This window comes from Ovoidimarina sediminis (assembly GCF_032586175.1).
In the GTDB taxonomy this organism is placed as follows: domain Bacteria; phylum Pseudomonadota; class Alphaproteobacteria; order Rhodobacterales; family Rhodobacteraceae; genus Ovoidimarina; species Ovoidimarina sediminis.
In genome coordinates, this window is sequence record NZ_JAWHTE010000011.1 from 44,785 (window position 1) to 65,394 (window position 20,610).

Annotated in this window: 21 protein-coding genes; 8 read left to right on the plus strand and 13 right to left on the minus strand. The window is 66.5% G+C overall.

All coding sequences use genetic code 11. The features are described 5' to 3' along the window. Window positions 1–70: 70 nt before the first annotated feature. The gene (gene rpsU, locus RXV90_RS13690) at window positions 71–277 is read left to right on the plus strand and encodes a 30S ribosomal protein S21 (RefSeq protein WP_160764367.1); all 207 of its coding nucleotides are present in this window, start codon (window positions 71–73) and stop codon (window positions 275–277) included. 88 nt (window positions 278–365) lie between these two features. Here rpsU and RXV90_RS13695 read toward each other — a convergent pair whose 3' ends face one another. Both RXV90_RS13695 and RXV90_RS13700 read right to left on the minus strand, forming a co-directional pair. Next, window positions 366–2,144, minus strand: coding sequence for a hypothetical protein (locus tag RXV90_RS13695; protein WP_316649339.1), 1,779 nt, complete (start codon window positions 2,142–2,144; stop codon window positions 366–368). A 51-nt stretch (window positions 2,145–2,195) separates the two neighbouring features. Beyond that, complete coding sequence (locus tag RXV90_RS13700; RefSeq protein WP_316649341.1) at window positions 2,196–2,411, minus strand: hypothetical protein; 216 nt, start codon at window positions 2,409–2,411, stop codon at window positions 2,196–2,198. Between the two features lie 176 nt (window positions 2,412–2,587). On the opposite strand from RXV90_RS13700, the gene ubiG reads away from it, so the two are divergent. Then, the gene (ubiG, locus tag RXV90_RS13705; protein WP_316649342.1) at window positions 2,588–3,319 is read left to right on the plus strand and encodes a bifunctional 2-polyprenyl-6-hydroxyphenol methylase/3-demethylubiquinol 3-O-methyltransferase UbiG; all 732 of its coding nucleotides are present in this window, start codon (window positions 2,588–2,590) and stop codon (window positions 3,317–3,319) included. A gap of 123 nt (window positions 3,320–3,442) precedes the next feature. On the opposite strand, the gene RXV90_RS13710 is transcribed toward ubiG, so the two are convergent. Beyond that, complete coding sequence (locus RXV90_RS13710; RefSeq protein WP_316649343.1) at window positions 3,443–3,904, minus strand: Lrp/AsnC family transcriptional regulator; 462 nt, start codon at window positions 3,902–3,904, stop codon at window positions 3,443–3,445. Window positions 3,905–4,034: 130 nt separating this feature from the next. Between RXV90_RS13710 and ald the strand changes: the two genes are divergently transcribed. Continuing rightward, a complete protein-coding gene (gene ald / locus RXV90_RS13715; protein WP_316649344.1) occupies window positions 4,035–5,153 on the plus strand; it encodes an alanine dehydrogenase in 1,119 nt (372 codons plus the stop codon). Between the two features lie 56 nt (window positions 5,154–5,209). Here ald and mscL read toward each other — a convergent pair whose 3' ends face one another. After that, complete coding sequence (mscL, locus tag RXV90_RS13720; protein WP_316649345.1) at window positions 5,210–5,635, minus strand: large conductance mechanosensitive channel protein MscL; 426 nt, start codon at window positions 5,633–5,635, stop codon at window positions 5,210–5,212. A gap of 149 nt (window positions 5,636–5,784) precedes the next feature. Between mscL and RXV90_RS13725 the strand changes: the two genes are divergently transcribed. After that, entirely contained in the window at window positions 5,785–6,486 is a 702-nt protein-coding gene (locus RXV90_RS13725) for a glutathione S-transferase family protein (protein WP_316649347.1), read from the plus strand. Here the strand turns inward: RXV90_RS13725 and RXV90_RS13730 are convergent. The 6 genes from RXV90_RS13730 to ilvD all read right to left on the minus strand — a co-directional run bounded on the left by RXV90_RS13730 (window position 6,483) and on the right by ilvD (window position 12,268). Continuing rightward, complete coding sequence (locus RXV90_RS13730) at window positions 6,483–7,025, minus strand: DUF4329 domain-containing protein (protein ID WP_316649349.1); 543 nt, start codon at window positions 7,023–7,025, stop codon at window positions 6,483–6,485. The genes RXV90_RS13725 and RXV90_RS13730 overlap by 4 nt on opposite strands. Next, window positions 7,022–8,692 carry a tetratricopeptide repeat protein gene (locus RXV90_RS13735; RefSeq protein ID WP_316649351.1) on the minus strand — a complete coding sequence of 557 codons (1,671 nt, stop codon included), beginning with the start codon at window positions 8,690–8,692 and terminating at the stop codon, window positions 7,022–7,024. The genes RXV90_RS13730 and RXV90_RS13735 overlap by 4 nt, the downstream gene beginning before the upstream one ends. A gap of 64 nt (window positions 8,693–8,756) precedes the next feature. Next, entirely contained in the window at window positions 8,757–9,143 is a 387-nt protein-coding gene (locus RXV90_RS13740; protein WP_316649352.1) for a hypothetical protein, read from the minus strand. An 11-nt stretch (window positions 9,144–9,154) separates the two neighbouring features. Beyond that, window positions 9,155–9,931 carry a DUF6478 family protein gene (locus RXV90_RS13745; protein WP_316649353.1) on the minus strand — a complete coding sequence of 259 codons (777 nt, stop codon included), beginning with the start codon at window positions 9,929–9,931 and terminating at the stop codon, window positions 9,155–9,157. Further along, complete coding sequence (locus tag RXV90_RS13750; RefSeq protein WP_316649354.1) at window positions 9,931–10,473, minus strand: hypothetical protein; 543 nt, start codon at window positions 10,471–10,473, stop codon at window positions 9,931–9,933. Before RXV90_RS13750 ends, RXV90_RS13745 begins: the two co-directional genes overlap by 1 nt. 61 nt (window positions 10,474–10,534) lie before the next feature. Next, window positions 10,535–12,268: a dihydroxy-acid dehydratase gene (ilvD, locus tag RXV90_RS13755; RefSeq protein ID WP_316649355.1), complete on the minus strand. Its 1,734-nt coding sequence runs from the start codon at window positions 12,266–12,268 to the stop codon at window positions 10,535–10,537. 215 nt (window positions 12,269–12,483) lie between these two features. Between ilvD and RXV90_RS13760 the strand changes: the two genes are divergently transcribed. Next, window positions 12,484–12,894 carry a hypothetical protein gene (locus tag RXV90_RS13760; RefSeq protein WP_316649356.1) on the plus strand — a complete coding sequence of 137 codons (411 nt, stop codon included), beginning with the start codon at window positions 12,484–12,486 and terminating at the stop codon, window positions 12,892–12,894. On the opposite strand, the gene RXV90_RS13765 is transcribed toward RXV90_RS13760, so the two are convergent. Then, the gene (locus tag RXV90_RS13765; RefSeq protein ID WP_316649357.1) at window positions 12,880–13,695 is read right to left on the minus strand and encodes a heme-dependent oxidative N-demethylase family protein; all 816 of its coding nucleotides are present in this window, start codon (window positions 13,693–13,695) and stop codon (window positions 12,880–12,882) included. The two genes, RXV90_RS13760 and RXV90_RS13765, sit on opposite strands and share 15 nt — an antisense overlap. A 128-nt stretch (window positions 13,696–13,823) precedes the next feature. On the opposite strand from RXV90_RS13765, the gene dddP reads away from it, so the two are divergent. Further along, a complete protein-coding gene (gene dddP / locus RXV90_RS13770; RefSeq protein ID WP_316649358.1) occupies window positions 13,824–15,167 on the plus strand; it encodes a dimethylsulfonioproprionate lyase DddP in 1,344 nt (447 codons plus the stop codon). Here the strand turns inward: dddP and RXV90_RS13775 are convergent. Then, on the minus strand, window positions 15,164–16,057 hold the full coding sequence (locus tag RXV90_RS13775) for an endonuclease/exonuclease/phosphatase family protein (RefSeq protein ID WP_316649359.1): 894 nt from the start codon (window positions 16,055–16,057) through the stop codon (window positions 15,164–15,166). The two genes, dddP and RXV90_RS13775, sit on opposite strands and share 4 nt — an antisense overlap. 131 nt (window positions 16,058–16,188) lie before the next feature. On the opposite strand from RXV90_RS13775, the gene RXV90_RS13780 reads away from it, so the two are divergent. Both RXV90_RS13780 and RXV90_RS13785 read left to right on the plus strand, forming a co-directional pair. Then, the gene (locus RXV90_RS13780) at window positions 16,189–17,409 is read left to right on the plus strand and encodes a bifunctional alpha/beta hydrolase/OsmC family protein (RefSeq protein WP_316649360.1); all 1,221 of its coding nucleotides are present in this window, start codon (window positions 16,189–16,191) and stop codon (window positions 17,407–17,409) included. 107 nt (window positions 17,410–17,516) lie between these two features. Further along, window positions 17,517–19,046 (plus strand): fused MFS/spermidine synthase, encoded by a 1,530-nt coding sequence (locus RXV90_RS13785; protein WP_316649361.1) that lies wholly within the window; start codon window positions 17,517–17,519, stop codon window positions 19,044–19,046. 54 nt (window positions 19,047–19,100) lie between these two features. On the opposite strand, the gene RXV90_RS13790 is transcribed toward RXV90_RS13785, so the two are convergent. Continuing rightward, window positions 19,101–20,585 carry an inorganic phosphate transporter gene (locus RXV90_RS13790; RefSeq protein ID WP_316649362.1) on the minus strand — a complete coding sequence of 495 codons (1,485 nt, stop codon included), beginning with the start codon at window positions 20,583–20,585 and terminating at the stop codon, window positions 19,101–19,103. Window positions 20,586–20,610 lie beyond the last annotated feature (25 nt).

Here is a 20,610-nt window from a genome sequence, read left to right on the forward strand (position 1 = left end):
TCGGCCTTTGCTATACGGCCACCTTCTGCAATTCTTGCAACCCTTAACCTAGAAAGGTGGTGACAACCACATGCAGGTCAGTGTTCGCGACAACAACGTCGATCAGGCGCTTCGTGCCCTGAAGAAGAAGTTGCAGCGTGAGGGCGTCTTCCGCGAAATGAAGCTTCGGCAGCATTTCGAGAAGCCCAGCGAAAAGCGCGCACGCGAGAAGGCCGAGGCCATCCGCCGCGCCCGCAAGCTCGCACGCAAGAAGGCCCAGCGCGAAGGGATGCTTTAAGCGACTTCGACACTGGCGGGCCCGGTTTCGGGACCGCGCGACGACCCCCGCGGCAGAGCCCCGGGGGTTTTTCGTTTTCAGTAGGCCGTCACACCAGCGGCGTGTCGTCGGCGAACCAGATCTCTTCGAACCCGTCGACCAGAAGGATCTGGTTGCCGTCCTCGATGCGATAGCCCGTGGCGGTTTCGGTCACGGTGACGTCCTCGGCCAGGAGGTGCTGGAGCGTGAGGATGTCGTAACCGTCGCCGCCGTCGATCCGCCCGGTGGTGCCGGGCTGGAAGGCATCGTTCAGGTCGATATCCAGAACGTCGTCGCCCGCGCCCATGTCGACCGTGCCGGACATGCCGAAGTTGTAGAGCGCGGCGTAGCCGCCGGTGTAGATCAGCCCTTCGACGAAGACCTGTTCGACCGCGCTGTTCGAGATATAGACGTAATCGTTCCCGTCACCGGCATAGACAGAGCCGTCGATTTCGCCCTGGAAGACGGAGCGGGTGGCGTCGAAGGTCAGCCGGAAGCTGTCATCGCCGCTGCCGAGGCTGACAGAGCCTGCATAGAAGGCGTCGGTGTAGCTGGCGTAATCGAGATTGGTGAAGTGCATCTCGACGATATCGTGGCCCGAGCCGGTGCCGATGCTGCCCGAGAACCACATCTGGCCCGGGGCCGCGATGCCGACCCAGACCTGATCGCTGTTCATGCCGGTATCGATATCGACATCGACGACACCCTGCACGGTGCCGCCGGTGGCGGTGATGACGACCACGTCTTCGCCGGTGCCGGTGGAGATCCCGGTCGACTGGGCGATGGCGTTGCCGGCCGCGTCGATGTTCAGGATGAACACGTCGTCGCCCGCGCCGGTATCGAAACCGAGCCCCGAGATGATTTCATTGCCGTCGGCATCGTCGAGATTGTAGCGGTCGCTGAAACCGAGGATCGCCTCGGCCTCGATCACGCGCACGTCGTCGCCATCGGTGAAGTCGAGAAGCGCGCGGAGTTCGGGTCCGTCGAGAAGCCGCGAGGCCTGGAGGAGCCCGAGGTTCGGCCCCGCATCGGGATCGACGCCGAGGCCCGCGTAATCCACCCCGTCGGGGGTGACGTAGATCGGCGTGTCGGGCCCGTCGGCGCCTTGCGCCGTAAGCGTCACGGTCACGGTTTCGGCGCTGGCCGCGCCATGCCGGTCGACCACGCGGAACACCACCTCGCCTTCCAGCACCTCGTCGGAGGTCATCCGGCTGTCGATGGTGGAAACGGAATAGGTGAGGACCGAGCCGTCGAGCGAGATATCGAAGCCTTCGGGAGCCGAGACGATTTCGTAGGTCAGCGTGGAGGCATCGTCGTCGCTGTCGATGTCGCTGGCGAACTGGGACAGGTCGATGGAGGTATCCGTGCCCTTCTCGACGACCTCGAGCGCGGCGGCGCCGGAGAATTCCGGCGCCTCGTTCACGCCGACGATGACGACATCGAAGAAGAATTCCTGGGTTCTTTCCTCAAGCTCGTAATCGACCACCACGGTATAGGTGATGGTGAGTTCCTCGCCTTCCGCGAGGTAGGTGAGATCGCGACGTCCATAGTAAGAAGCGCCCGAATCGAAGGTCAGAAAATAGTCGGCCTCCATGTTCATGATGCCCATGTTGGCGTCGCGGGAATGGGACAGACGGCCGACGTCGGGTTCGCTGCTTTCGAAGGTGATGGAATAGCGGTTGTCCCAGTCGCGGATGTGGAAGGTGAGGTCGATTTCCTCGCCCACGGTGACGTAATGCACCGCGTCCATTTCGAAGACGGTGGGGGAATCCTCGCCCAGCACGATCGTGGCGTCGTCGAATTGCAGGATCTCGATGCTGGAAAGCTCGTCGCGGCCGTTGTCGCCCACGCGGCTCCAGTGACCCCAATCCTTGACGAGATACCCGCGCTTCGAGGTTTGCTAGGAGTAATCGTAGACCGAGCCCGAATAGATCGCCGTATCGGTGCCCGCGCCGCCCTGAATGAGGTCGTCGCCACCCAGGCCTTCGAACGTATCGTCGCCGTCGCCGCCTTTCAGGCGATCCGCGCCATCGGTGCCGATGATGTTGAGGGGCGTCGTGCCGCCGCCGCCGCCACCAGAAGGTCCGCCCCCACCATTCTTGCCGCCACGTGCCATGATAGAATTCTCCGCGTTTCAATCGCCTTTCGGTAGCACAAGGCCCTGAAACTGAGGAAATTTTGAGGCAAATCGTTCAGGGTTCGGTGACAAGGCTCAGGGCGTGGCCGGATTGTTCAGGATTGGGGAAACATTCGGGCCTAGACGCGGGCGGAAGATCGCCTAGCTCTCCCGTCATGACCGAGATGATCCGGAACAACCTGACGATTTACGACGATGTGGCCGCCGCGTGGTGGTCGGACGATATCCGCTGGGTGCGGACGCTGAAGAACCTGGTGCCCGCGCGGCTCGCGTGGTTCGACAGGCAGATCGGCTGGGCGGGCAAGCGCGTGCTCGACCTTGGCTGCGCGGGCGGGTTCATGGCCGAGGCGCTGGACGAGCGCGGGGCGGAGGTGACGGGGATCGACCCGGCGGCGGAGGCGATCGGGGCGGCGCGGGCCCATGCCGCGCGCGCGGGCCGGGCGATTTCCTATGACGTGGGCGTGGGCGAGGACCTGCCCTATGAGGATCAAAGCTTCGACGCCGTGGTGTGCGTCGATGTGCTGGAGCATGTGCGCGACCTGCGGCAGGTGATGGCCGAGGTGGCGCGGGTTCTGGAGCCGGGCGGGCTTTTCCTGTTCGACACGATCAACCGCAACCCGCTGGCGCGGCTGGCGACGATCACGGTGGCGGAGGATATCCTGAGGCTGCTGCCGATGGGCACGCATGACCCGGAGATGTTCATCAAGCCCGAAGAGCTGAGGGCCGCGATGGCGGCGGCGGGGCTGGAGCCGGGGCCGTTCACGGGGCTCGGGCCGCGCGGGCTGAACCGGCGGGGGGATATCACCTTCGGGCGGCTTCCGCTGACGGCGATCCTCTACATGGGAACGGCGCTGAAGCCCGCAGGGCCGGCAACATCGCGATCCTGAGGGTCAGCCCGGCATTGCCCCAGCGGAGCGCTCGGCGTGAATAGCGGCGAAGCCACCACGCAATCGCCAGACCGTCCGGCGGGCTGGCAATTTCGTGGCTCGTCACTCCTTTCCTCCCGTCGTTCAGATCGGCAGCGCCGTCGTCTGCAGCACGGTGCGGAGCGCGAAGGACGAGTGCATCTGCGAGACCCCCGGAAGCCGCGCGAGGGAGCGGCGGTGGATGCGGGCGAAATCCTCGCTGTCTTCGGCGGAGACCTTGAGGAGGTAATCCGCCGTGCCCGCCATCAGGTGGCATTCGAGGACTTCGGGGATGCGCGCGACTTCGCGTTCAAAGGCATCGAGGATGTCGTCGGCCTGGCCCGACAGCGTGATCTCGACGAAGACCGTGGTGGGCCGCCCGATGCGGCGGCGGTCGAGCAGCGCCACGTAGCCCGAGATATACCCCGCCGCCTCGAGCCGGTGGACGCGGCGGTGGCAGGCCGAGGGCGAGAGGTGAACGCGGTCGGCAAGATCGGCGTTGGAGAGGCGGCCCGCGCGCTGAAGCTCCACCAGAATGCGCCGGTCGATTTCATCGATCTTTTCCATGGCGATGAATTCTCTCGCTGAATGATCCTTCGGCGCGAGATTATTGCAGAACTGCCCCGAGAGGCAGGAGAAATTTCAACCCGATTTCTCGGGACGGGCGGCATAAGCGGATCAATGGAGGAGAGGGACCATGAGAATCGGTTGTCCGAAAGAGATCAAGGCGCAGGAGTACCGCGTGGGGCTGACGCCCAACGCCGCGCGCGAGGCCGTGTCGCACGGTCACGAGGTGCTGATCGAGACCGGCGCGGGGGCGGGATCGGGCTTTCCCGATGCCGACTATGTCGCCGCCGGGGCGAAGCTCGTCGAAACCGCGGAGGCGGTGTTCGAAGACGCCGAGCTGATCGTCAAGGTGAAGGAGCCGCAGGCGGTGGAGCGCAAGCGGCTGAAGGAAGGGCAGGTGCTGTTCACCTATCTGCACCTTGCGCCCGATCCGGAGCAGACGCGCGATCTGATGGAGTCAGGCGCGACCGCCATCGCCTATGAGACGGTGACGGATGACCGGGGGGGGCTGCCCCTTCTTGCGCCGATGTCGGAGGTGGCCGGGCGGCTGGCGCCGCAGGTGGGAAGCTGGGCCCTGCAGCGCGCCAATGGCGGGCGCGGCGTTCTTCTGGGCGGCGTGCCGGGCGTGGGCCCCGGCAAGGTCGTGGTGATCGGGGGCGGCAACGTGGGCACCCATGCCGCACGGGTCGCCGCCGGGATGGGCGCGGATGTGACCGTGCTGGACATGTCGCTGCCGCGGCTTCGGTATCTCGACGACACCTTCGCGGGCGTGTTCGGCAACCGCTATGCCTCTAAAGGTGCGACGGCGGAGCTGGTGGCGGAAGCGGATATGGTGATCGGCGCCGTGCTGATCCCCGGCGCCGCCGCGCCGAAACTGATCAGCCGCGCGCAGCTTTCGGAGATGAAGCCGGGGGCCGTGCTTGTCGACGTGGCGATCGACCAGGGCGGGTGTTTCGAAACCTCGAAGCCCACGACGCATGAAAACCCGATCTACGAGGTGGACGGGATCATCCATTACTGCGTGGCGAACATGCCGGGCGCGGTGGCGCGGACCTCGACCATTGCGCTGGGGAACGCGACGATGCCCTACCTGCTGGCGCTGGCCGACAAGGGATGGCGGCGGGCCTGCGAGGAAGATCCGCACCTGATGGCCGGGCTCAACGTGCATGCCGGGCGGCTGACCTATTACGCGGTCGGCAAGGCGCTGGAAATCGACGTGCTGTCGCCGCAGCTGGCCCTGAAGCTCTGACACGAAAAAGCCGGCCTGACGGGTGCAGGCCGGCTTTCAGAATGTTCCCGGGTCGATTACCGCGCTTTGAGGGCGTCGCGGATTTCGATCAGGATATCCTTTTCGGAGGGTCCGGAATCGACCTCGGGCGCGACCTCGTCGGGCTTTTCCGCCATTGCCTTCACCCGGTTGACCATCTTGACCAGGATGAACACGACCCAGGCGATGATCAGGAAGTTGATGACGGCCATGAGGAAGTTGCCGATGGCGAAGATCGGGATGCCCGCTTCCGTACAAGCGTCGACCGAGGAGCATTCGCCGTCGCCGAGAATGTAGAACCAGCCGGAGAAATCGATCCCGCCCGTGAAGAGCGCGATGATCGGGTTGATGATATCGCCGACAAGCGATGTGACGATGGCCGTGAAGGCCGCACCGATGATGATGCCGACGGCCATATCCATGACATTGCCCTTGGCAATGAAGTCCTTGAATTCCTGAATCATGTTCCCACCTTTGGTTCCCGGCCCGCACGTTTCCCCTGCAGACCCGCACACTGATTACCATGAATTCGCACCGTTGCGACCCTTACATTGCGGCACCTGTGCCGCCATGTGAAAGACTGCTCAAAATTCCTGCCGTGGAGGCACCTTCGATGAACGACCTGAGCCCTCTCACTGCCGACGACCGCTGGGCCGCGACGCGGCCCGATGTGCTGCAGCTTTATTCCTTCCCGACCGCGAACGGAGTGAAGGTTTCCATCGCGCTCGAGGAGATGGGCATCGAGTACGAGCCCCATCGCGTGACGCTGGCCGACAGCGACGTGAAGAGCGAGGCCTATCTGAAGATCAATCCGAACGGAAAGATCCCGGCGATCATCGACCCCGACGGCCCGGATGGCGCGCCGATCCGGGTGTTCGAAAGCGGGGCGATCCTGATCTATCTGGCCGAGAAGACCGGCAAGCTTCTGGGCCGGACCGCGGCGGAGAAATACGAGATCATCCAGTGGGTGATGTTCCAGATGGGCGGGATCGGGCCGATGTTCGGCCAGCTTGGCTATTTCTCGAAATTCGCGGGCGCCGAGATCGAGGATCCGCGGCCGAGAGAGCGCTACCTGAACGAGGCCAAGCGGCTTCTGTCGGTGCTGGACGGGGCGCTTGAGGGCAAGGAGTGGATTGCGGGCGACTATTCCATCGCCGATATCGCGATTGCGCCCTGGCTGCGCGGGCTTGAAGGCTACGGGGTGCGGGATGCCGTGGGGTGGGAGAGCTACACCAACGTGACGGCCTATCTCGACCGGTTTCTTGCCCGGCCCGCCGTGCAGACGGGGCTGAACATTCCCGCGCGCGAGGGTTAGCCGCCACCGGCGTCGCGGCGGATGAGCTGAGGCAGCGTGTAGACGGGCGCGACGGGCCCCACGAGGCGCCCGTCATAGGCCGGGTCGCTTGCGATGCAGCCCGGGCCGCAGAGAAGGCGGGTTTCCTCTGCCTTCCAGTCGACGAACCAGACCCGGCCGCCCGGGGTGGCCACATAGCCGTAGGTGCCGTGTTCGATGTCGAGGATCACGTCATTGGCAGACGGTACCTCGCCATCGGCCGACGGATCGAAGGCGGCGTGGGTGTGGTAGGAGGCGACGATCGAAACCCCCGGCGCGTTGCGCGGCAGTTCGCAGGTGAAGGTGTCGCCCCGGTTCGGACCGGTTGCCGTGAAGCGCCCGTTGCCGTCGATCCCCATGTAGCCGCAATATTCGCGGTTTGCGGCGATGGAGGCGGGTTGAACGCCGCTCAGGAAGGCGATGGCCTCGCGGTGATAGGCCCCTGTCACCTCGATATCGGCATAGTCGAAATCGCAGGCCGCCAGCGCGAGAAGCGCGGCGAGAAGAGTGGCGCGCCTCACCCGGCCGCCATGGCGCTTTGCGCGCAGAAGCAGGAGGCCGCGACGCGGCGGTCGGCGCGCGCTTCCGCAAGGTCGAGGCGCTGGCGGACCTGCCGGATTTCCACCTCTTCCCCCCGCGCCTTCAGGCAGTCGTGGAGGCCGCGCAGCGCCCAGACATTGTCGGGGTGGATGGTGGCGCGGCTGAGGGTGCCGCCAAGCCCCAGATCCTCGCGGTAGACGGCTTCGGCCTCTGCCGTACGCCCCTGTTCGAAGAGAAGCGCGCCGAGGGCGTGGCGGGTCGGCTGCATCCAGCCCCAGGGCTCGTCATAGAGGAGCGCGTCGTCGAGGGCGACGGAGCGGCGAAGCGCGGCGAAGGCCGCGTCGTATTCGCCCTTGCGGTAGAGGATTTCGCCCCTGAGCATCTCGCGCCCGATGGCCAGAAGATCGAGCACCCGGTTATTGTGAAGAAGCCGGGTTTCGGGGACGCGGGCCATGGCCTCGAGATACAGCGCTTCTTCCGCCTCGGCCCTGTCGATCTCGCCCAGCGCGGCATGGCCGACGCCACGGGCGTAATGCACGTTGGCGGCATGGGTGCAGAAGAGGTCGGGATCCTCGGGAAGCTCAAGCTCTGTCGCCTCGCGCCAGAGGCCGAAGCGGACGAGGACGTGGGGTTCGAAGCCAAGATAGGCCTCGAAGTAATCCGCCATGGGCGGGCTTTCCATGCGCAGCATCTCGTCGGGCACGGTGTCGCGCGCGCCCCTGAGGGCGGTGAGCGCCGGCTGAAGCTGGCCGAGGAACATCGCCCCGTAGATGACGAAGTGGTAATTGTGGAGGCGGTAGCCGGTGTAGATGTTGAAGGCGCCCTTGTCGCGCCAGAACTTTTCGTCCGCGACCACCGCGGCCTCGTTCCAGCGCACGACGTTTTCGTAATGCCCGCAGAGCACGTCGATATGGGTGGGCATGTGAACGAGGTGGCCTGCGTCGGGAACGATGGTGCGCAGGACGTCGCCGTGTTTCAGGGCGCGTTCGGGGAACGGCGACATCTCCATCAGGTGGACATAGAGGTGCAGGAGGCCCGGGTGGGCCATGGCGCCGGGGTGGGTGTCGAACAGGCCTTCGAGAAACGCCTGAACCTCTTCGGTCGCCGCGCCTTCCGCCGGTGTGCCGGTGGGCAGATCCCACATCTGCCAGGGGGTGAGGTTCAGAAGCGCCTCGGCGAAGACGCTGGCGACCTCGAGGTTGCCGGGGTGCCTTGCCGCGACGGGGCGCATGGCATCGGCGAAATCGGCGTTCCAGCCTTCCATGACGTCGAGTTCGGCGGGTTCGGCCTGGGGGAAGCGGGCGGCAAGCGCCTCGATCAGGTCGGCTTCCCAGGGCGCGACGTCCGCCGTGCAATCGCGCGCCGCGGCGATGGCGGCGTGGCAGGCGGCGGTGGCGTCGGCCTGCATCGCGGCATCCATATGCTCCCACGCCATGTTGTAATTGGGCCCGAGCGCATAGGCGCGGCCCCAATGGGCGAAGGCGCAGTTCGGATCGGCGGCAAGCGCCTGGTCGAAGCAGGCCACGGCCTCTTCATGGTTGAACCCATAGGTCCAGAGGAGCCCGCGGCGCGCCCAGAGGCGCGCGTCATCGTTGGCCGCCGTGATGGTGACGTCATAGGTTCCCAGATCGTATGGATAGTCCGTCATTGCAGGTGTTCCCCTTTGTCCCTGCAATTCAGACTAGGATACTCCCGCCCAAATCCAAACCGCCCTAGTCGGCGCCGGTTTCGACGCAGTGGCGGCGAAAGGCGCGCTTCATCATGTCGAGTTCCGCGCGCAGCAGATCGACCTCGGCGCGGATATCGTCGTCGAGCGGTTTTCCTGCGGCGATGACGATGCGTTCCATGGCGTCGCCGGTATCTTCGTCGCGGATCAGGATCGTCTGTATGCCGTCGGCGAGGATCTCGGCCGGAACGTGCATCGCGACGTTCCAGATCCCCGGCCCCTTGCCGGGGCTGAGTTCGAGCCCGTCGATCGGCCGGTCAAGATGCCAGGCGGTGAAGGCGGGGCCCGGCGCATCCTCGCCATCGGCGCGGGTGGCCTGCCCTTCCCATCTGCCGGCCCGGAACGCGGTTTTCGTGAGCGTGAAGTCAGACATGCCCCCTCCCCTCACAGATCCGCGCGCGGGCGGCGCGCCGTGGTGATGTCGCGCAGGACGATCTGGTTCATCTGCGGGCCTTCGAAGATCAGGTCGATCCAGGCCCGTTCGATCCGGCGTTCGTTGAGTTCGGTGTAGCCCAGATCGAATTCGACGGTCATTTCGGTGGCGTCCATCGGAAATTCGCGCACGATCTGTTCGGTGTTGGGGCCGTGGCGGATGTTGAGGCGGGCGAACATCTCCAGCGGTTTTTCGGTTTCGACGGTGAGCGTGAGGCCGAGGATGTGGCGTTTCTTGAGCCCGTCGACGCCCTGCGGCGGCAGGTCGAGCACAAGCGACAGGAACGAGCCGTCGAAGGCGAAGACATCGAAGCGGGCGCCGAAGGGGGCAAGATCGTCGGCCCCGGTGTTGCGGATCTGGCGGAAGGAGATTTCCGAGACGCGGCAATCGTGGAAGAGCGTGGCGCCGGGCCCGATCGCCATTTCGTTTTCGACAGAGGCGCGGCCCGCCGGGAAAACGGGGCCGGACCAGAGCGGCGCGCGGTGCACCCAGTCGGCGTGCAGCGGGCGGGGCACGGCGGAATCGATCCGGGGCAGCGTGAGCCGCCCGTCGGCCACGTGCAGGAGCCGGTCGGCATGGCGCCTCAGCCGGCGGGCGCGATCGCGCAGCTTTTCGAGCGCCGCGAGATCCATCGCGTCGGCCCGGTCGGCAAGCCGCGCCCAGCGCCGCGTGACGTTCTGTTCGAGGATCGTGCCGAAGCGGCGGCGGAACCCGATGATCGCGACCATCAGCTTGCCCCCTGCGCGCTGGCGGCGCGGATCTGGTCTGTCATCGAGCGGAGTGTTGCGAGCCCCTCGCTCGACGTCATCGGCAGATCGTCGAAGCCAGAAACGGCAACCGTGACGAGCCGCCCGTCGAGCCGGAAGAGCGCACGCCAGTGTTCGGGCGAGAGGCCGAGCTGGGCCACGCTTTCATCGGTGAAATGCAGGATCAGGGCGTTCTGGCTGACATCGGTGTCGAGGATATCGACCGCGTTCGCATTGCCCGAGCGGCTGAGGATCGCGCGGCCTTCGGGGGTGTTGAAGAAGCGGCCCAGTGCGGTGCCGATCTGATCGTCGCTGAGCGGCACGGGGGCGTCGGAAACGGTGACCGTCAGAAGCCCCGGCGTGAGCGGCCGGGGCGCGCTGGCGTTGCGGCTGATCGCGGCGCAGGAGCCCAGCAGCACGAAGGCCCCGCCGCTGTCTTTCACGCGTGAGGCCTCGCGGTCGATGCAGTAGCCCGGCGGCGCGGCGATCACGATGCCTTCGGAGACGGGCAGCGAGCGCGTCACCGGAACCGGCGCCGCGCAGGCCGAGAGCAGGATTGCGGCCGCAAGTGCGCCCGCGCCGCCCCTAAAGGTCCATATAGACGTGCTTTTCGCCCTTCGCCCCGGGATGCGTAACCGCGCCGAGGCGCGTGGCCCCGACGAGCTGTGCGTATTTCCAGAGTGCGCCCGACGCGTAAATCGTCTCACGAGGCCCCGCCCACTGCTCTTTCCGGCGGGCCAGCTCTTCTTCGGAGAGGTCCACCGATATCTCACCCTTGATGGCGTCGATGGTAATCACATCTCCGTCCCGGATCAACGCGATTGGGCCGCCATGGGCGGCTTCCGGCCCGACATGGCCGACGCAGAAGCCGCGGGTGGCCCCCGAGAAGCGGCCATCGGTGATGAGCGCGACCTTCTTGCCCATCCCCTGCCCCGAGAGCGCGGCGGTCGTGGCGAGCATTTCGCGCATCCCCGGGCCGCCCGCGGGGCCCTCGTTGCGGATCACGATGACCTCGCCTTCCTCGTATTTGCGCTGCTTCACGGCCTCGAAGGCATCTTCCTCGCATTCGAAGATCCGGGCCGGGCCGGTGAATACCTGTTCCTCGGCCGCCATGCCCGCGACCTTCACGATCGCGCCTTCGGGGGCGAGGTTGCCTTTCAGCCCGACGACGCCGCCGGTTGCGGTGATCGGGGTGTCCACCGGGTAGATCACGCGGCCGTCAGCCTCGCGTTCGATGAGGTCGAGTTCCTCGCCCATCGTCTTGCCGGTGGCGGTGATGCAGTCTTCGTGCATGAGCCCGGCCTTGCGAAGCTCCTTCATCACCACGGGCACGCCGCCCGCCTCGTACAGATCCTTGGCGACGTACTGACCGCCCGGCTTCAAATCGACGAAATAGGGCGTGTCGCGGAAGATGTCGCAGACGTCGAAGAGATCGAAATCGATCCCCGCCTCGTGCGCGATGGCCGGGAGGTGCAGGCCGGCATTGGTGGAGCCGCCGGTGCAGGCCACCACGCGGGCCGCGTTTTCAAGCGATTTGCGGGTGACGACGTCGCGGGCGCGGATGTTCTTTTCGAGCAGGTTCATGACCGCCTCGCCCGAAGCCACGCCGTACTGGTCGCGGCTTTCATAAGGAGCCGGTGCGCCGGAGGAGTTGGGCAGGGCGAGGCCGATCGCCTCGCTGACGCAGGCCATGGTGTTCGCGGTGAACTGGCCGCCGCAGGCGCCCGCCGAGGGGCAGGCCACGCGTTCGAGCGTGCGCAGCGCGTCGTCGGAAAGGTTGCCCGCCTGATGCTGACCGACCGCTTCGAACACGTCCTGAACCGTCACGTCCTTGCCGTCGAGCCGGCCCGGCAGGATCGACCCGCCATAGATGAAGACGGAAGGAACGTTGAGGCGCACCATGGCCATCATCATGCCCGGCAGCGACTTGTCGCAGCCCGCGAGGCCCACGATGGCGTCGTAGCAATGGCCGCGCATGGTGAGTTCGACGGTGTCCGCGATCGCCTCGCGCGAGGCGAGGGAGGAGCGCATGCCTTCATGCCCCATGGCGATCCCGTCGGTGACGGTGATCGTGGTGAATTCGCGCGGCGTGCCGTTGGCGTGCTTCACGCCAAGCTTAACCGCCTGGGCCTGGCGGTTCAGCGCGATGTTGCAGGGCGCGGCCTCGTTCCAGCAGGTCGCGACGCCCACGAAGGGCTGCGCGATCTCTTCTTCCGAGATGCCCATGGCGTAGTAATAGGAACGGTGGGGCGCACGCGCGGGCCCTTCCGTCACATGCCGGCTTGGCAGTTTCGACTTGTCCCAATCACGCTTCAGCATGGCGCCCTCCCGATCAATCGTTTCGAAACGGGAATAGGCGACCCGGCTTTCCTCGGCAAGCCATTCCGGCAAACCCCTGCGGTGACAGGATTTTCGAGCGCACACGCGGATTTCCGCCGTTTCCGTCCGGTGGCCGGATTTCCCGGGATTTGCCGCAAACTTTCCGCAATTCGGCAAGATACTGCATCGCGTTCGGGACAATCCCGCGAAGAGACATGACCGAGATGGTGCAAGCAGAGCAGCTACTGACCCCTATGTCCGGCCCGAAACGGCGGAAGCCCGCGCGCCGGCTGCCGTCGCTTGCGCCTGCCGACCGGAAGCACGAGGACGCGCCGGAAACCGGACTGGCCCGGTTCGGCATCCGGCTGAGCCAGGGCGCGATCCAGGATGAGCCCACGGATTTCCGCGAGCGCGCGGAATCCTACGACATGGTGGCGCGGCTGACCGTCTATACGCTGAATGCGACGGTTCTGGTGCTGGCCTTCCCGGTGGGGTTCGGCCTTCTGATCTTCAACATCCTGGGCGGCGAGAACCTGAGAACCACGGCGCACACGCTGGCGCTGACCGGCCTCGGCACCGCGCTGGGCGCGGCGGGGGTGATGGCCGATCTGCTAGGCCTGATCTGATCCCGCGAGCTTCGGCCAGCGGGCGCGGATCGCGCGCTGCTGGTCTTCCGGCAGATCACCGATCCGCAGCATGTAGGTGTGGATGCTGAAGAGAAGCGCGCCGGTTTCGGGAAGCCTGAGAAGCACCTGGCGTTCGGAGCGGAGGAAGGGGCCTGCCTCGACCGGCGGCGATTTTCCGTCTTCGCGTTCGGGGGTGAAAAGGCGCGCGTCCTTCTGAAGATGGGCGTTGGCGCGCCAGAGCGGGTGGCCCGGCTTGATCCCGTCGAAGAGGCGCTGGACGCGGCGGCCCAGGGTGGCGTCGTATTTCGCCACCGGGCGGTGGATGCGGATGAGCGGGCGGCCGATCTTTTCGGCCAGCGTCCAGGAGGCGGGAAAGCAGAGGACGGCGGCGGTGAGCACATGTTCCGCCGCGCCCCCGGGTTTCTGAAGCAGGCAGAGATCTTCCTGGAAGAGGCGGCCCAGGGTTTCGAGCGGGCGGCCTGCGTCAAGCGGCACCTCCACCCCGCCGGGGCGGGTGATGTGCGTCTCGGTTACGGTGAAGCGGGGATCGGCGGCGAGGCGGGCGCGGGCCATGGCAAGAAGCTCTGCCAGGGGTGCCGCGGCTTCGGGCCGGGCGGCGATGACATCCGCAGGACGTTCCGCGATGAACCGGTCGCGCAGCGCCATCTGCGCGCCGTAGGCTTCGTCGACCACACACCAGCCCCCGGGATCGACCGGCTGTGTGCCCGGAAGCCGGGCCTGCCGCGGATCGGCCCAGGGCATCTGGGGCAGAACGGTCTGAAGAACGGGATCGGGCGGCATGGCGGCGTACGCCCCTCGAAGGCCTGGGACAAATGCGACCCGCTCAGGTGTCGCAATCTGGCAGGACGGGTCAAGCCCTGCCCTTCCACGATAGGCCAGGACCAACAGAGCACCGGATACCCGCCGCCGTGAACCGCCATTTCAGCGAGACGCGCAAGATCGATCCGAGCCGGGGCGCGACCCTTGGCGACGGCAGCCCGAACGATGCGAACCGGATCGAGATCGGCCCGACGCTTCTGGCCTTCCGGGAATGGGAGGCGGCGGGGCTGGAACTTCCGAACCTCGCGGCGATGCGCCAGTACCGCCTGGGGCGGCTCGTGGATCATATCGTGGCGCGGGACTATGCCGGGCTTCTGGTGACCGATCCGCTGAACATTCGATACGCCACCGATTCCACCAACATGCAGCTTTGGAACACGCATAACCCGTTCCGGGCGCTTCTGGTCTGTGCCGATGGGTATATGGTGCTGTGGGATTACAAGAATTCGCCCTTCCTGGCCGCGCACAACCCGCTGGTGCGGGAAGTGCGGTCGGGGGCGGACCTGTTCTATTTCGACCGGGGCGACAAGGTGGGCGATCAGGCCGACGTGCTGGCCCGCGAGATCCGCGAGATCCTGGCGGAACATGCGCCGGGGAACATGCGGCTGGCTGTCGACAAGGTGATGCTGCATGGGCTGAGACGGCTGGAAGCGCAGGGGTTCGAGATCTTCGACGGCGAGGAGGTTACGGAAAAGGCGCGGTCGGTGAAGGGGCCCGACGAAATTCGCGCCATGCGCTGTTCCGTTCATGCCTGCGAGGCCGCGATGCGCGCGATGGAGGATTTCGCGCGCCGCGAGGTGCCCGGCGGTAACGTGAGCGAGGACGATATCTGGGCCGTGCTTCACGCTGAGAACATCCGGCGCGGGGGCGAGTGGATCGAAACCAGGCTTCTGACCTCTGGCCCTCGGACGAACCCGTGGTTCCAGGAATGCGGGCCGAGGATCGTGCAGAACAACGAGATCGTGGGGTTCGACACCGATCTGGTGGGCTCATACGGGATCTGCACCGACATCAGCCGGACATGGTGGATCGGCGACCTGCCACCCCGGGCCGACATGATCGCGGCGATGCAGCACGCCCATGAGCACGTCATGACGAACATGGAGCTTCTGCGCCCCGGCATCACCATCCCCGAGATCATCGCGCGGGCGCATAGGCTGGACGAGAAATTCCAGGCGCAGAAATACGGCTGCATGATGCACGGGGTGGGGCTGTGCGACGAGTGGCCGCTGGTGGCCTATCCAGATACGGCGGTGGAGGGCGCGTTCGACTATGCGCTGGAGCCGGGGATGGTGCTGTGCGTCGAGGTGCTGGCAGGCGAGGTGGGGGGCGACTTTTCCGTCAAGCTGGAAGAGCAGGTGCTGATCACCGAGACGGGGTATGAAAACCTCACCTCCTATCCCTTCGACCCGCGTCTTATGGGCACCGCCTAGGGCAGCGCGATGCGGGCGAGGACGCCCCGGTGATCTGATCCCAGCGCCGGGCGCTGTTCGACGGACCGGAGGCGGGCGTCTTCGGGCATCAGCACGTGATCGATCGCGATCGGAAGAAGCGGGTGTTTCAGATCGAATGTGCCGCCCGGGAAGCCCGCGTGCCGGGTGCCCGACGCGCGGCGGATCTCGGCCATGGTGTGGGACCAGGGCACCATGTTGAAATCGCCCCCGATCAGAACCGGCCCGTCGAGCGCCGCAAGGATCGGGCGCAGGGTGGCGAGATCCTGCGGCTGCTGGTGCGGCCAGGGCCAGTGGAGATGGATCGAGACGATCCAGAGCGGGCCCGCCGGCCCGGTGACCTGCATGGCGGCGAAGCCCAGCCCCTCGACACAGCGCTGGCTGCCCTCGACCACCGGCAGGCGCGAGGCGACGGCAACGCCGCCCACCGTCCGGAACGCGCAGTAGTGGCGGGAGGGGTATGCGGGAGCGAGCTGATCGAGGATCTTGCGGTTCCTGGCATGCATCTCCTGCAGGAAGACGACATCGGGATCGGCCGCGCGGATATCCGCGACGACAGGGGCGAGATCGGGAAGAAGCCAGAGCAGGTTCTTCTGGTAGACCGTGAGGGCCGGCCCGCCCGCCCCGTCATCCGTCGCGGGCGGGATCATCGTCGCACCGCCAAGGGCCGTCAGCGCAACCCCCGCCACCGCAAGCCGGCGCGGGCCCGTCAGCAGCATCGCGAGACCGAGAAGCCCGAAGACCCCGGCGAGATAGGGGCGGAACACCGCGAGCGAATCCCCGAACGGATGGAGCGCGCCCGCGAAACTCCCCACGAAAACAAGGGCGCTTGCGAGCCAGAGAATGAAAACGCCCGACCTGACCTGGGCCATCCGACATACCTTCGACGTGAACACCTTGATGTAACATGGGCTCACCATGGCGTTATGCCCACCCCTCATTCCTTGTTATTCGCGGCCGCACTTCCCACTCTGATCCGGCACGCCTGAGTGAAGGACGACCCATGCCCACCGAACGCATCACCTTTCCCGGCCATAGCGGGGCGGAACTGGCCGCGCGGCTGGATCTGCCCGACGGGCCGCACCTGGCGACGGCGCTGTTTGCCCATTGCTTCACCTGTTCGAAGGACATTCCGGCGGCGCGGCGGATCGCGGCGCGGCTGGCGGCCATGGGGATCGCGGTGCTGAGGTTCGATTTCACCGGGCTCGGCCATTCCGGGGGCGAATTCGAGAACACCACCTTCAGCTCGAACGTGAGCGATCTTCTGGCCGCAGCGAAGGCCCTGGACGAGAAGGGCATGCCGCCCACGCTTCTGATCGGTCACTCGCTGGGCGGGGCCGCGGTTCTGAAAGCTTCGGCGCAAATCGCGAGCGCGAAGGCCGTGGTGACGATCGGCGCGCCTTTCGACCCCGAGCACGTGACGCACAACTTCGGCGATGCGCTGGAGGCGATCAATTCGAACGGGGCCGCGGAGGTGAGCCTCGGCGGGCGGCCGTTCCGCATCCGGCGCGAATTCGTGGAGGATGTGGCGGGCGAGAACCTCGAACCCATCATTCGGTCGATGAAGAAGGCGCTTCTGGTGCTGCACGCGCCGAAGGACGCGGTGGTGGGGATCGAGAACGCGACGCGCATTTTCGTGGCGGCGAAACATCCCAAGAGCTTCGTCACGCTCGACGATGCCGATCACCTGATCACGCGCGCCGAGGATGCGGAATATACCGCTGGGGTGATCGCCGCCTGGGCGGGCCGGTACCTTGACCTGAAGCCCCCGGCCCCGCCGATCGGCGCGCCCGAGGGCGTGGTGCGCTTGGCCGAGGCGGATGGGGAGGGCTTTCTGCAGGACGTGAACGCCGGCCCCTATCACCATGCGCTGGCCGACGAGCCGCTGGCCTATGGCGGGACGAACAAGGGCATGACGCCCTATGGCTTCATCTCGGCGGGGCTTGGGGCGTGCACGTCGATGACGATCCGGATGTATGCGCGGCGGAAGGGCTGGCCCCTGACCCACGTGCAGGTGGACGTGACCCACGACAAGGTGCACGCGCAGGATGCGGGCGCGCCTTCGGAGCAGAAGATCGACACGTTCCGCCGGGCGATCCGGCTGGAGGGCGACCTAGACGAGGAGCAGCGCGCGCGGCTTCTGGAGATCGCGGACAAGTGCCCGGTGCACCGGACGCTGGAACGGTCGTCGAAAATCGAGACGGTGCTGAGCGCGGCGGAGTGACGGGGCGCACCGGCCTGCGGCGGGGGCAGCGGCGGGGGCGTCGACTGGGGCGCCAGGGCCCGCATGAAGTGGATTGACCCGCGCGGGGTGCCTGCCCTAATGGCGCGATGACGCCGCCACCCGACATTGCACACACCGGCCCGCTCTGGCTTCTCCTGGGTCTTCAGGCCGGCATATCGGCCGCGGGCCTTGTGGTGGAGATCGTCGCGGGCCGGATGATCGCCCCGTATGTCGGGATGAGCCTTTACACCTGGACGTCGATCATCGCAGTCGTGCTTCTGGGCTTTTCGATCGGGCACTGGTGGGGCGGGCGGCTGGCGGAGCGGGAAAGCCGCGCCGCGCTCAGGATCACCGGGTGGGTGATGGTTGCCGCCGCGGTGTTCACCGCCTCTGCCTCGCTTGTGCTGCGCGTGGCGGCGGAGCCGGTGCTCGACACCGTCGCCAACCCGCTGACCGCGATCACGGCGATCGCGATGCTGGCCTTCTTCCTGCCGTCGCTGTTCGCGGGCGTTCCCGCACCGGTGCTGGCGATCGTCGCGATGCGGCATGCGGCGCAACCCGAGCGGGCGCTTGGCGCGATGTTCGCCGCCGGGGCGGCGGGGGCCATCGTCGGGACGCTTCTGGCCGGGTTCCTGTTCGTTTCCTGGCTTGGCTCCGTCGGCACGCTGGCGGTCATGGCGCTGTTCTATGGGCTTGCGGCGGCGATCTGTTTCCGGCTGGGGGGCCTTGCCGGGGGCCAGCTTCTGTTCGCGCTGGCCGCCGGGGCGGTGGCGCTTCTCGCCTGCCTGCGCGCGCTGGCGCTTCCGGCGGTCAGCGACGTGGAAAGCAGCTATTACTGCATAAGAACCGTGCCGCTTGCGGACGAGCCGGAAGGCCCCGTGAACCTGATGGTGATCGACCATCTTGCCCATGGCATCAATGCGCGCGGGGCCCCGCGGGTCATGTATACCGAGCACACGGCGATGCTTGACGCCCTGCCGCGGATGCGGATGGGGCGGGACGATTTTTCATCGTTTCACGTGGGCGGGGGATCCTATTCGGTGCCGCGCGCCTGGGCGAACCGCGGCGCAACCGCGATCACGGTGGCGGAGATCGACCCGGCCGTCACCGGCGTCGCGGAGGCGCGGTTCTGGTTCGACCGGGAGACCGCGACTGTCCTGCATGCCGATGGCCGCACCGCGCTTCGGCAGAGCGCGGCGTCCTATGACGTCATCGTGGGCGATGCCTTCACCGATATCGCGGTTCCGGCCCATCTGGTGACCGTCGAGTTCTTTCGCCTCGTGGGCGATCGCCTGGCCCCCGGCGGGGTTTTCGCGATGAACGTTGTCGACAATACCGATCGGCTTGATGCCCTTGCCGCCCTCATCGTCACGCTGCGCGAGGTGTTCGGCGTCGTCGAAGTCTGGACCGAAGCGCGGGGCCCCGAGCCCGGCGAGCGGCGCGTGTTCGTGCTTCTGGCGGGCGCGGCCGACAGCCCCGTCTCGACGATCGTCGCCCGGACGCCGGAGCCGAAGCGCTTTGCCGCGCTGGACCGGGCATTTGTCGACGACATCATCGCCCGCACCGGCGCACGGGTTCTGACCGACGATTATGCGCCCATCGACCGGCTGATCGGGCTGGGGCCGATCCTGGAGTAAGGCCCCCGCGCGGCTCTCATCGCTTCTCGTCCGGAGCGTGCCGGTGGCCCCGCTTCAGGCAGCCAGCGCCGCGATGACCATGAAGATCAACGCCGACAGAAGCGCCGCCGCCGGAACCGTGATGACCCATGCCGCCGCGATCGTCATCACGTGGGAGCGGCGGACGAGCTTGCGCCTGCGCCGCTCTTCCCGGGCGATCACGGTCGGTTCGGGAACCGTGCGCCGCGCTTCCGCAAGGCGCTTTTCGGCATACCATTCACGGAAGAACCCGACGCCGAACACGGCCCCGACGGCGATATGGGTCGAACTGACCGGAAGGCCCAGCCAGCTTGCGAAGATCACCGTGATCGCCGCCGACAAGGCCACGCAATAGGCGCGCATCGGGTTGAGCTTCGTGATCTCGCTTCCCACGACGCGGATCAGGCGCGGGCCGAAGATGAACAGCCCGAAGGAAATGCCGAACGCCCCGATCAGCATCACCCAGAAGGGGATGGCGAAGGCCTCGACGAACTCGCCGCTCTGCGACGCCTGGACGATGGCGGCGAGCGGCCCGACGGCGTTGGCGACATCGTTCGCCCCGTGGGCGAAACTCAGAAGCGCGGCCGAAACGATCAGCGGAATGCCGAACAGGATCTTGAGCGACTTGTTGCGGTTCTCCAGCCCCTCGGATTGCCGCCGGATGACCGGGATCATGACGATCCAGGTCAGCCCGCCGAACCCCGCCCCGATCAGAAGGGCGGTGCCGAGATCGATCTTGATCAGGTTCTTCAGCCCCTTCATCGCGAGGTAGGCGGCGAAGGCGCCCGCCATCACGCCGACGAGCGCGGGCACCCATTTCCGGGCCGCGGCGATCTTGTCATCCTGGTAAATGATCCGATCCTTGATGAACCACAGGAACCCCGCCGCGATGACGCCGCCGACGAGCGGCGAGATCACCCAGCTTGCTGCGATCATGCCCATCTGCGCCCAGCTGACGGCCGCGAAGCCGGCCGCCGCGATGCCTGCGCCCATCACGCCGCCGACGACGGAATGCGTGGTCGAAACAGGCGCGCCGAACCAGGTGGCGAGGTTCACCCACAGCGCCGAGGACAGAAGCGCGGCGATCATCGCCCAGATGAACACATCGACCGATCCGAGGCTTTCGGGCGCGATGATGCCCTTGGCGATGGTCGAAACCACATCCCCCCCGGCGATCAGCGCCCCCGCCGTTTCACAGACGGCGGCGATCGCGATCGCGCCGCCCATCGTCAGGGCGTTCGCCCCGACGGCGGGGCCCATGTTGTTGGCGACGTCGTTGGCGCCGATGTTCAGCGCCATGTAGGCGCCGAAGGTGGCCGCCAGAACGATGATAAAGGAATTGCCCGCCCCGCCGAACGCGATCGCGGCGAAAAGGGCCGCGGCCACCAGGAAGATCAGGGCGATGCCCTTGCCGATCAGGGGGCGCCCGACAAAGGCGGTTGCCTGTTCGAGCGTGGTGAGCCGCCCGAGATCCCGGTCGAGCGTTTCGAGATGGCGCGCTTCGAAATCTCTGTCGTTCATGCGGTTCCCCCTGGCCCCATGGCGT

Excerpts from the sequence above, each read along its gene's own strand:
- ald (WP_316649344.1), top strand. The coding sequence starts at position 4,035 with ATGAGAATCGGTTGTCCGAAAGAGATCAAGGCGCAGGAGTACCGCGTG.
- RXV90_RS13740 (WP_316649352.1), bottom strand. The coding sequence starts at position 9,143 with ATGTCTGACTTCACGCTCACGAAAACCGCGTTCCGGGCCGGCAGATGG.
- RXV90_RS13725 (WP_316649347.1), top strand. The coding sequence starts at position 5,785 with ATGAACGACCTGAGCCCTCTCACTGCCGACGACCGCTGGGCCGCGACG.
- rpsU (WP_160764367.1), top strand. The coding sequence starts at position 71 with ATGCAGGTCAGTGTTCGCGACAACAACGTCGATCAGGCGCTTCGTGCC.
- RXV90_RS13700 (WP_316649341.1), bottom strand. The coding sequence starts at position 2,411 with ATGGCACGTGGCGGCAAGAATGGTGGGGGCGGACCTTCTGGTGGCGGC.
- RXV90_RS13790 (WP_316649362.1), bottom strand. The coding sequence starts at position 20,585 with ATGAACGACAGAGATTTCGAAGCGCGCCATCTCGAAACGCTCGACCGG.
- RXV90_RS13735 (WP_316649351.1), bottom strand. The coding sequence starts at position 8,692 with ATGACGGACTATCCATACGATCTGGGAACCTATGACGTCACCATCACG.
- RXV90_RS13775 (WP_316649359.1), bottom strand. The coding sequence starts at position 16,057 with ATGGCCCAGGTCAGGTCGGGCGTTTTCATTCTCTGGCTCGCAAGCGCC.
- RXV90_RS13710 (WP_316649343.1), bottom strand. The coding sequence starts at position 3,904 with ATGGAAAAGATCGATGAAATCGACCGGCGCATTCTGGTGGAGCTTCAG.
- RXV90_RS13760 (WP_316649356.1), top strand. The coding sequence starts at position 12,484 with ATGACCGAGATGGTGCAAGCAGAGCAGCTACTGACCCCTATGTCCGGC.
- RXV90_RS13780 (WP_316649360.1), top strand. The coding sequence starts at position 16,189 with ATGCCCACCGAACGCATCACCTTTCCCGGCCATAGCGGGGCGGAACTG.
- ubiG (WP_316649342.1), top strand. The coding sequence starts at position 2,588 with ATGACCGAGATGATCCGGAACAACCTGACGATTTACGACGATGTGGCC.
- RXV90_RS13765 (WP_316649357.1), bottom strand. The coding sequence starts at position 13,695 with ATGCCGCCCGATCCCGTTCTTCAGACCGTTCTGCCCCAGATGCCCTGG.
- RXV90_RS13785 (WP_316649361.1), top strand. The coding sequence starts at position 17,517 with ATGACGCCGCCACCCGACATTGCACACACCGGCCCGCTCTGGCTTCTC.
- ilvD (WP_316649355.1), bottom strand. The coding sequence starts at position 12,268 with ATGCTGAAGCGTGATTGGGACAAGTCGAAACTGCCAAGCCGGCATGTG.
- RXV90_RS13745 (WP_316649353.1), bottom strand. The coding sequence starts at position 9,931 with ATGGTCGCGATCATCGGGTTCCGCCGCCGCTTCGGCACGATCCTCGAA.
- mscL (WP_316649345.1), bottom strand. The coding sequence starts at position 5,635 with ATGATTCAGGAATTCAAGGACTTCATTGCCAAGGGCAATGTCATGGAT.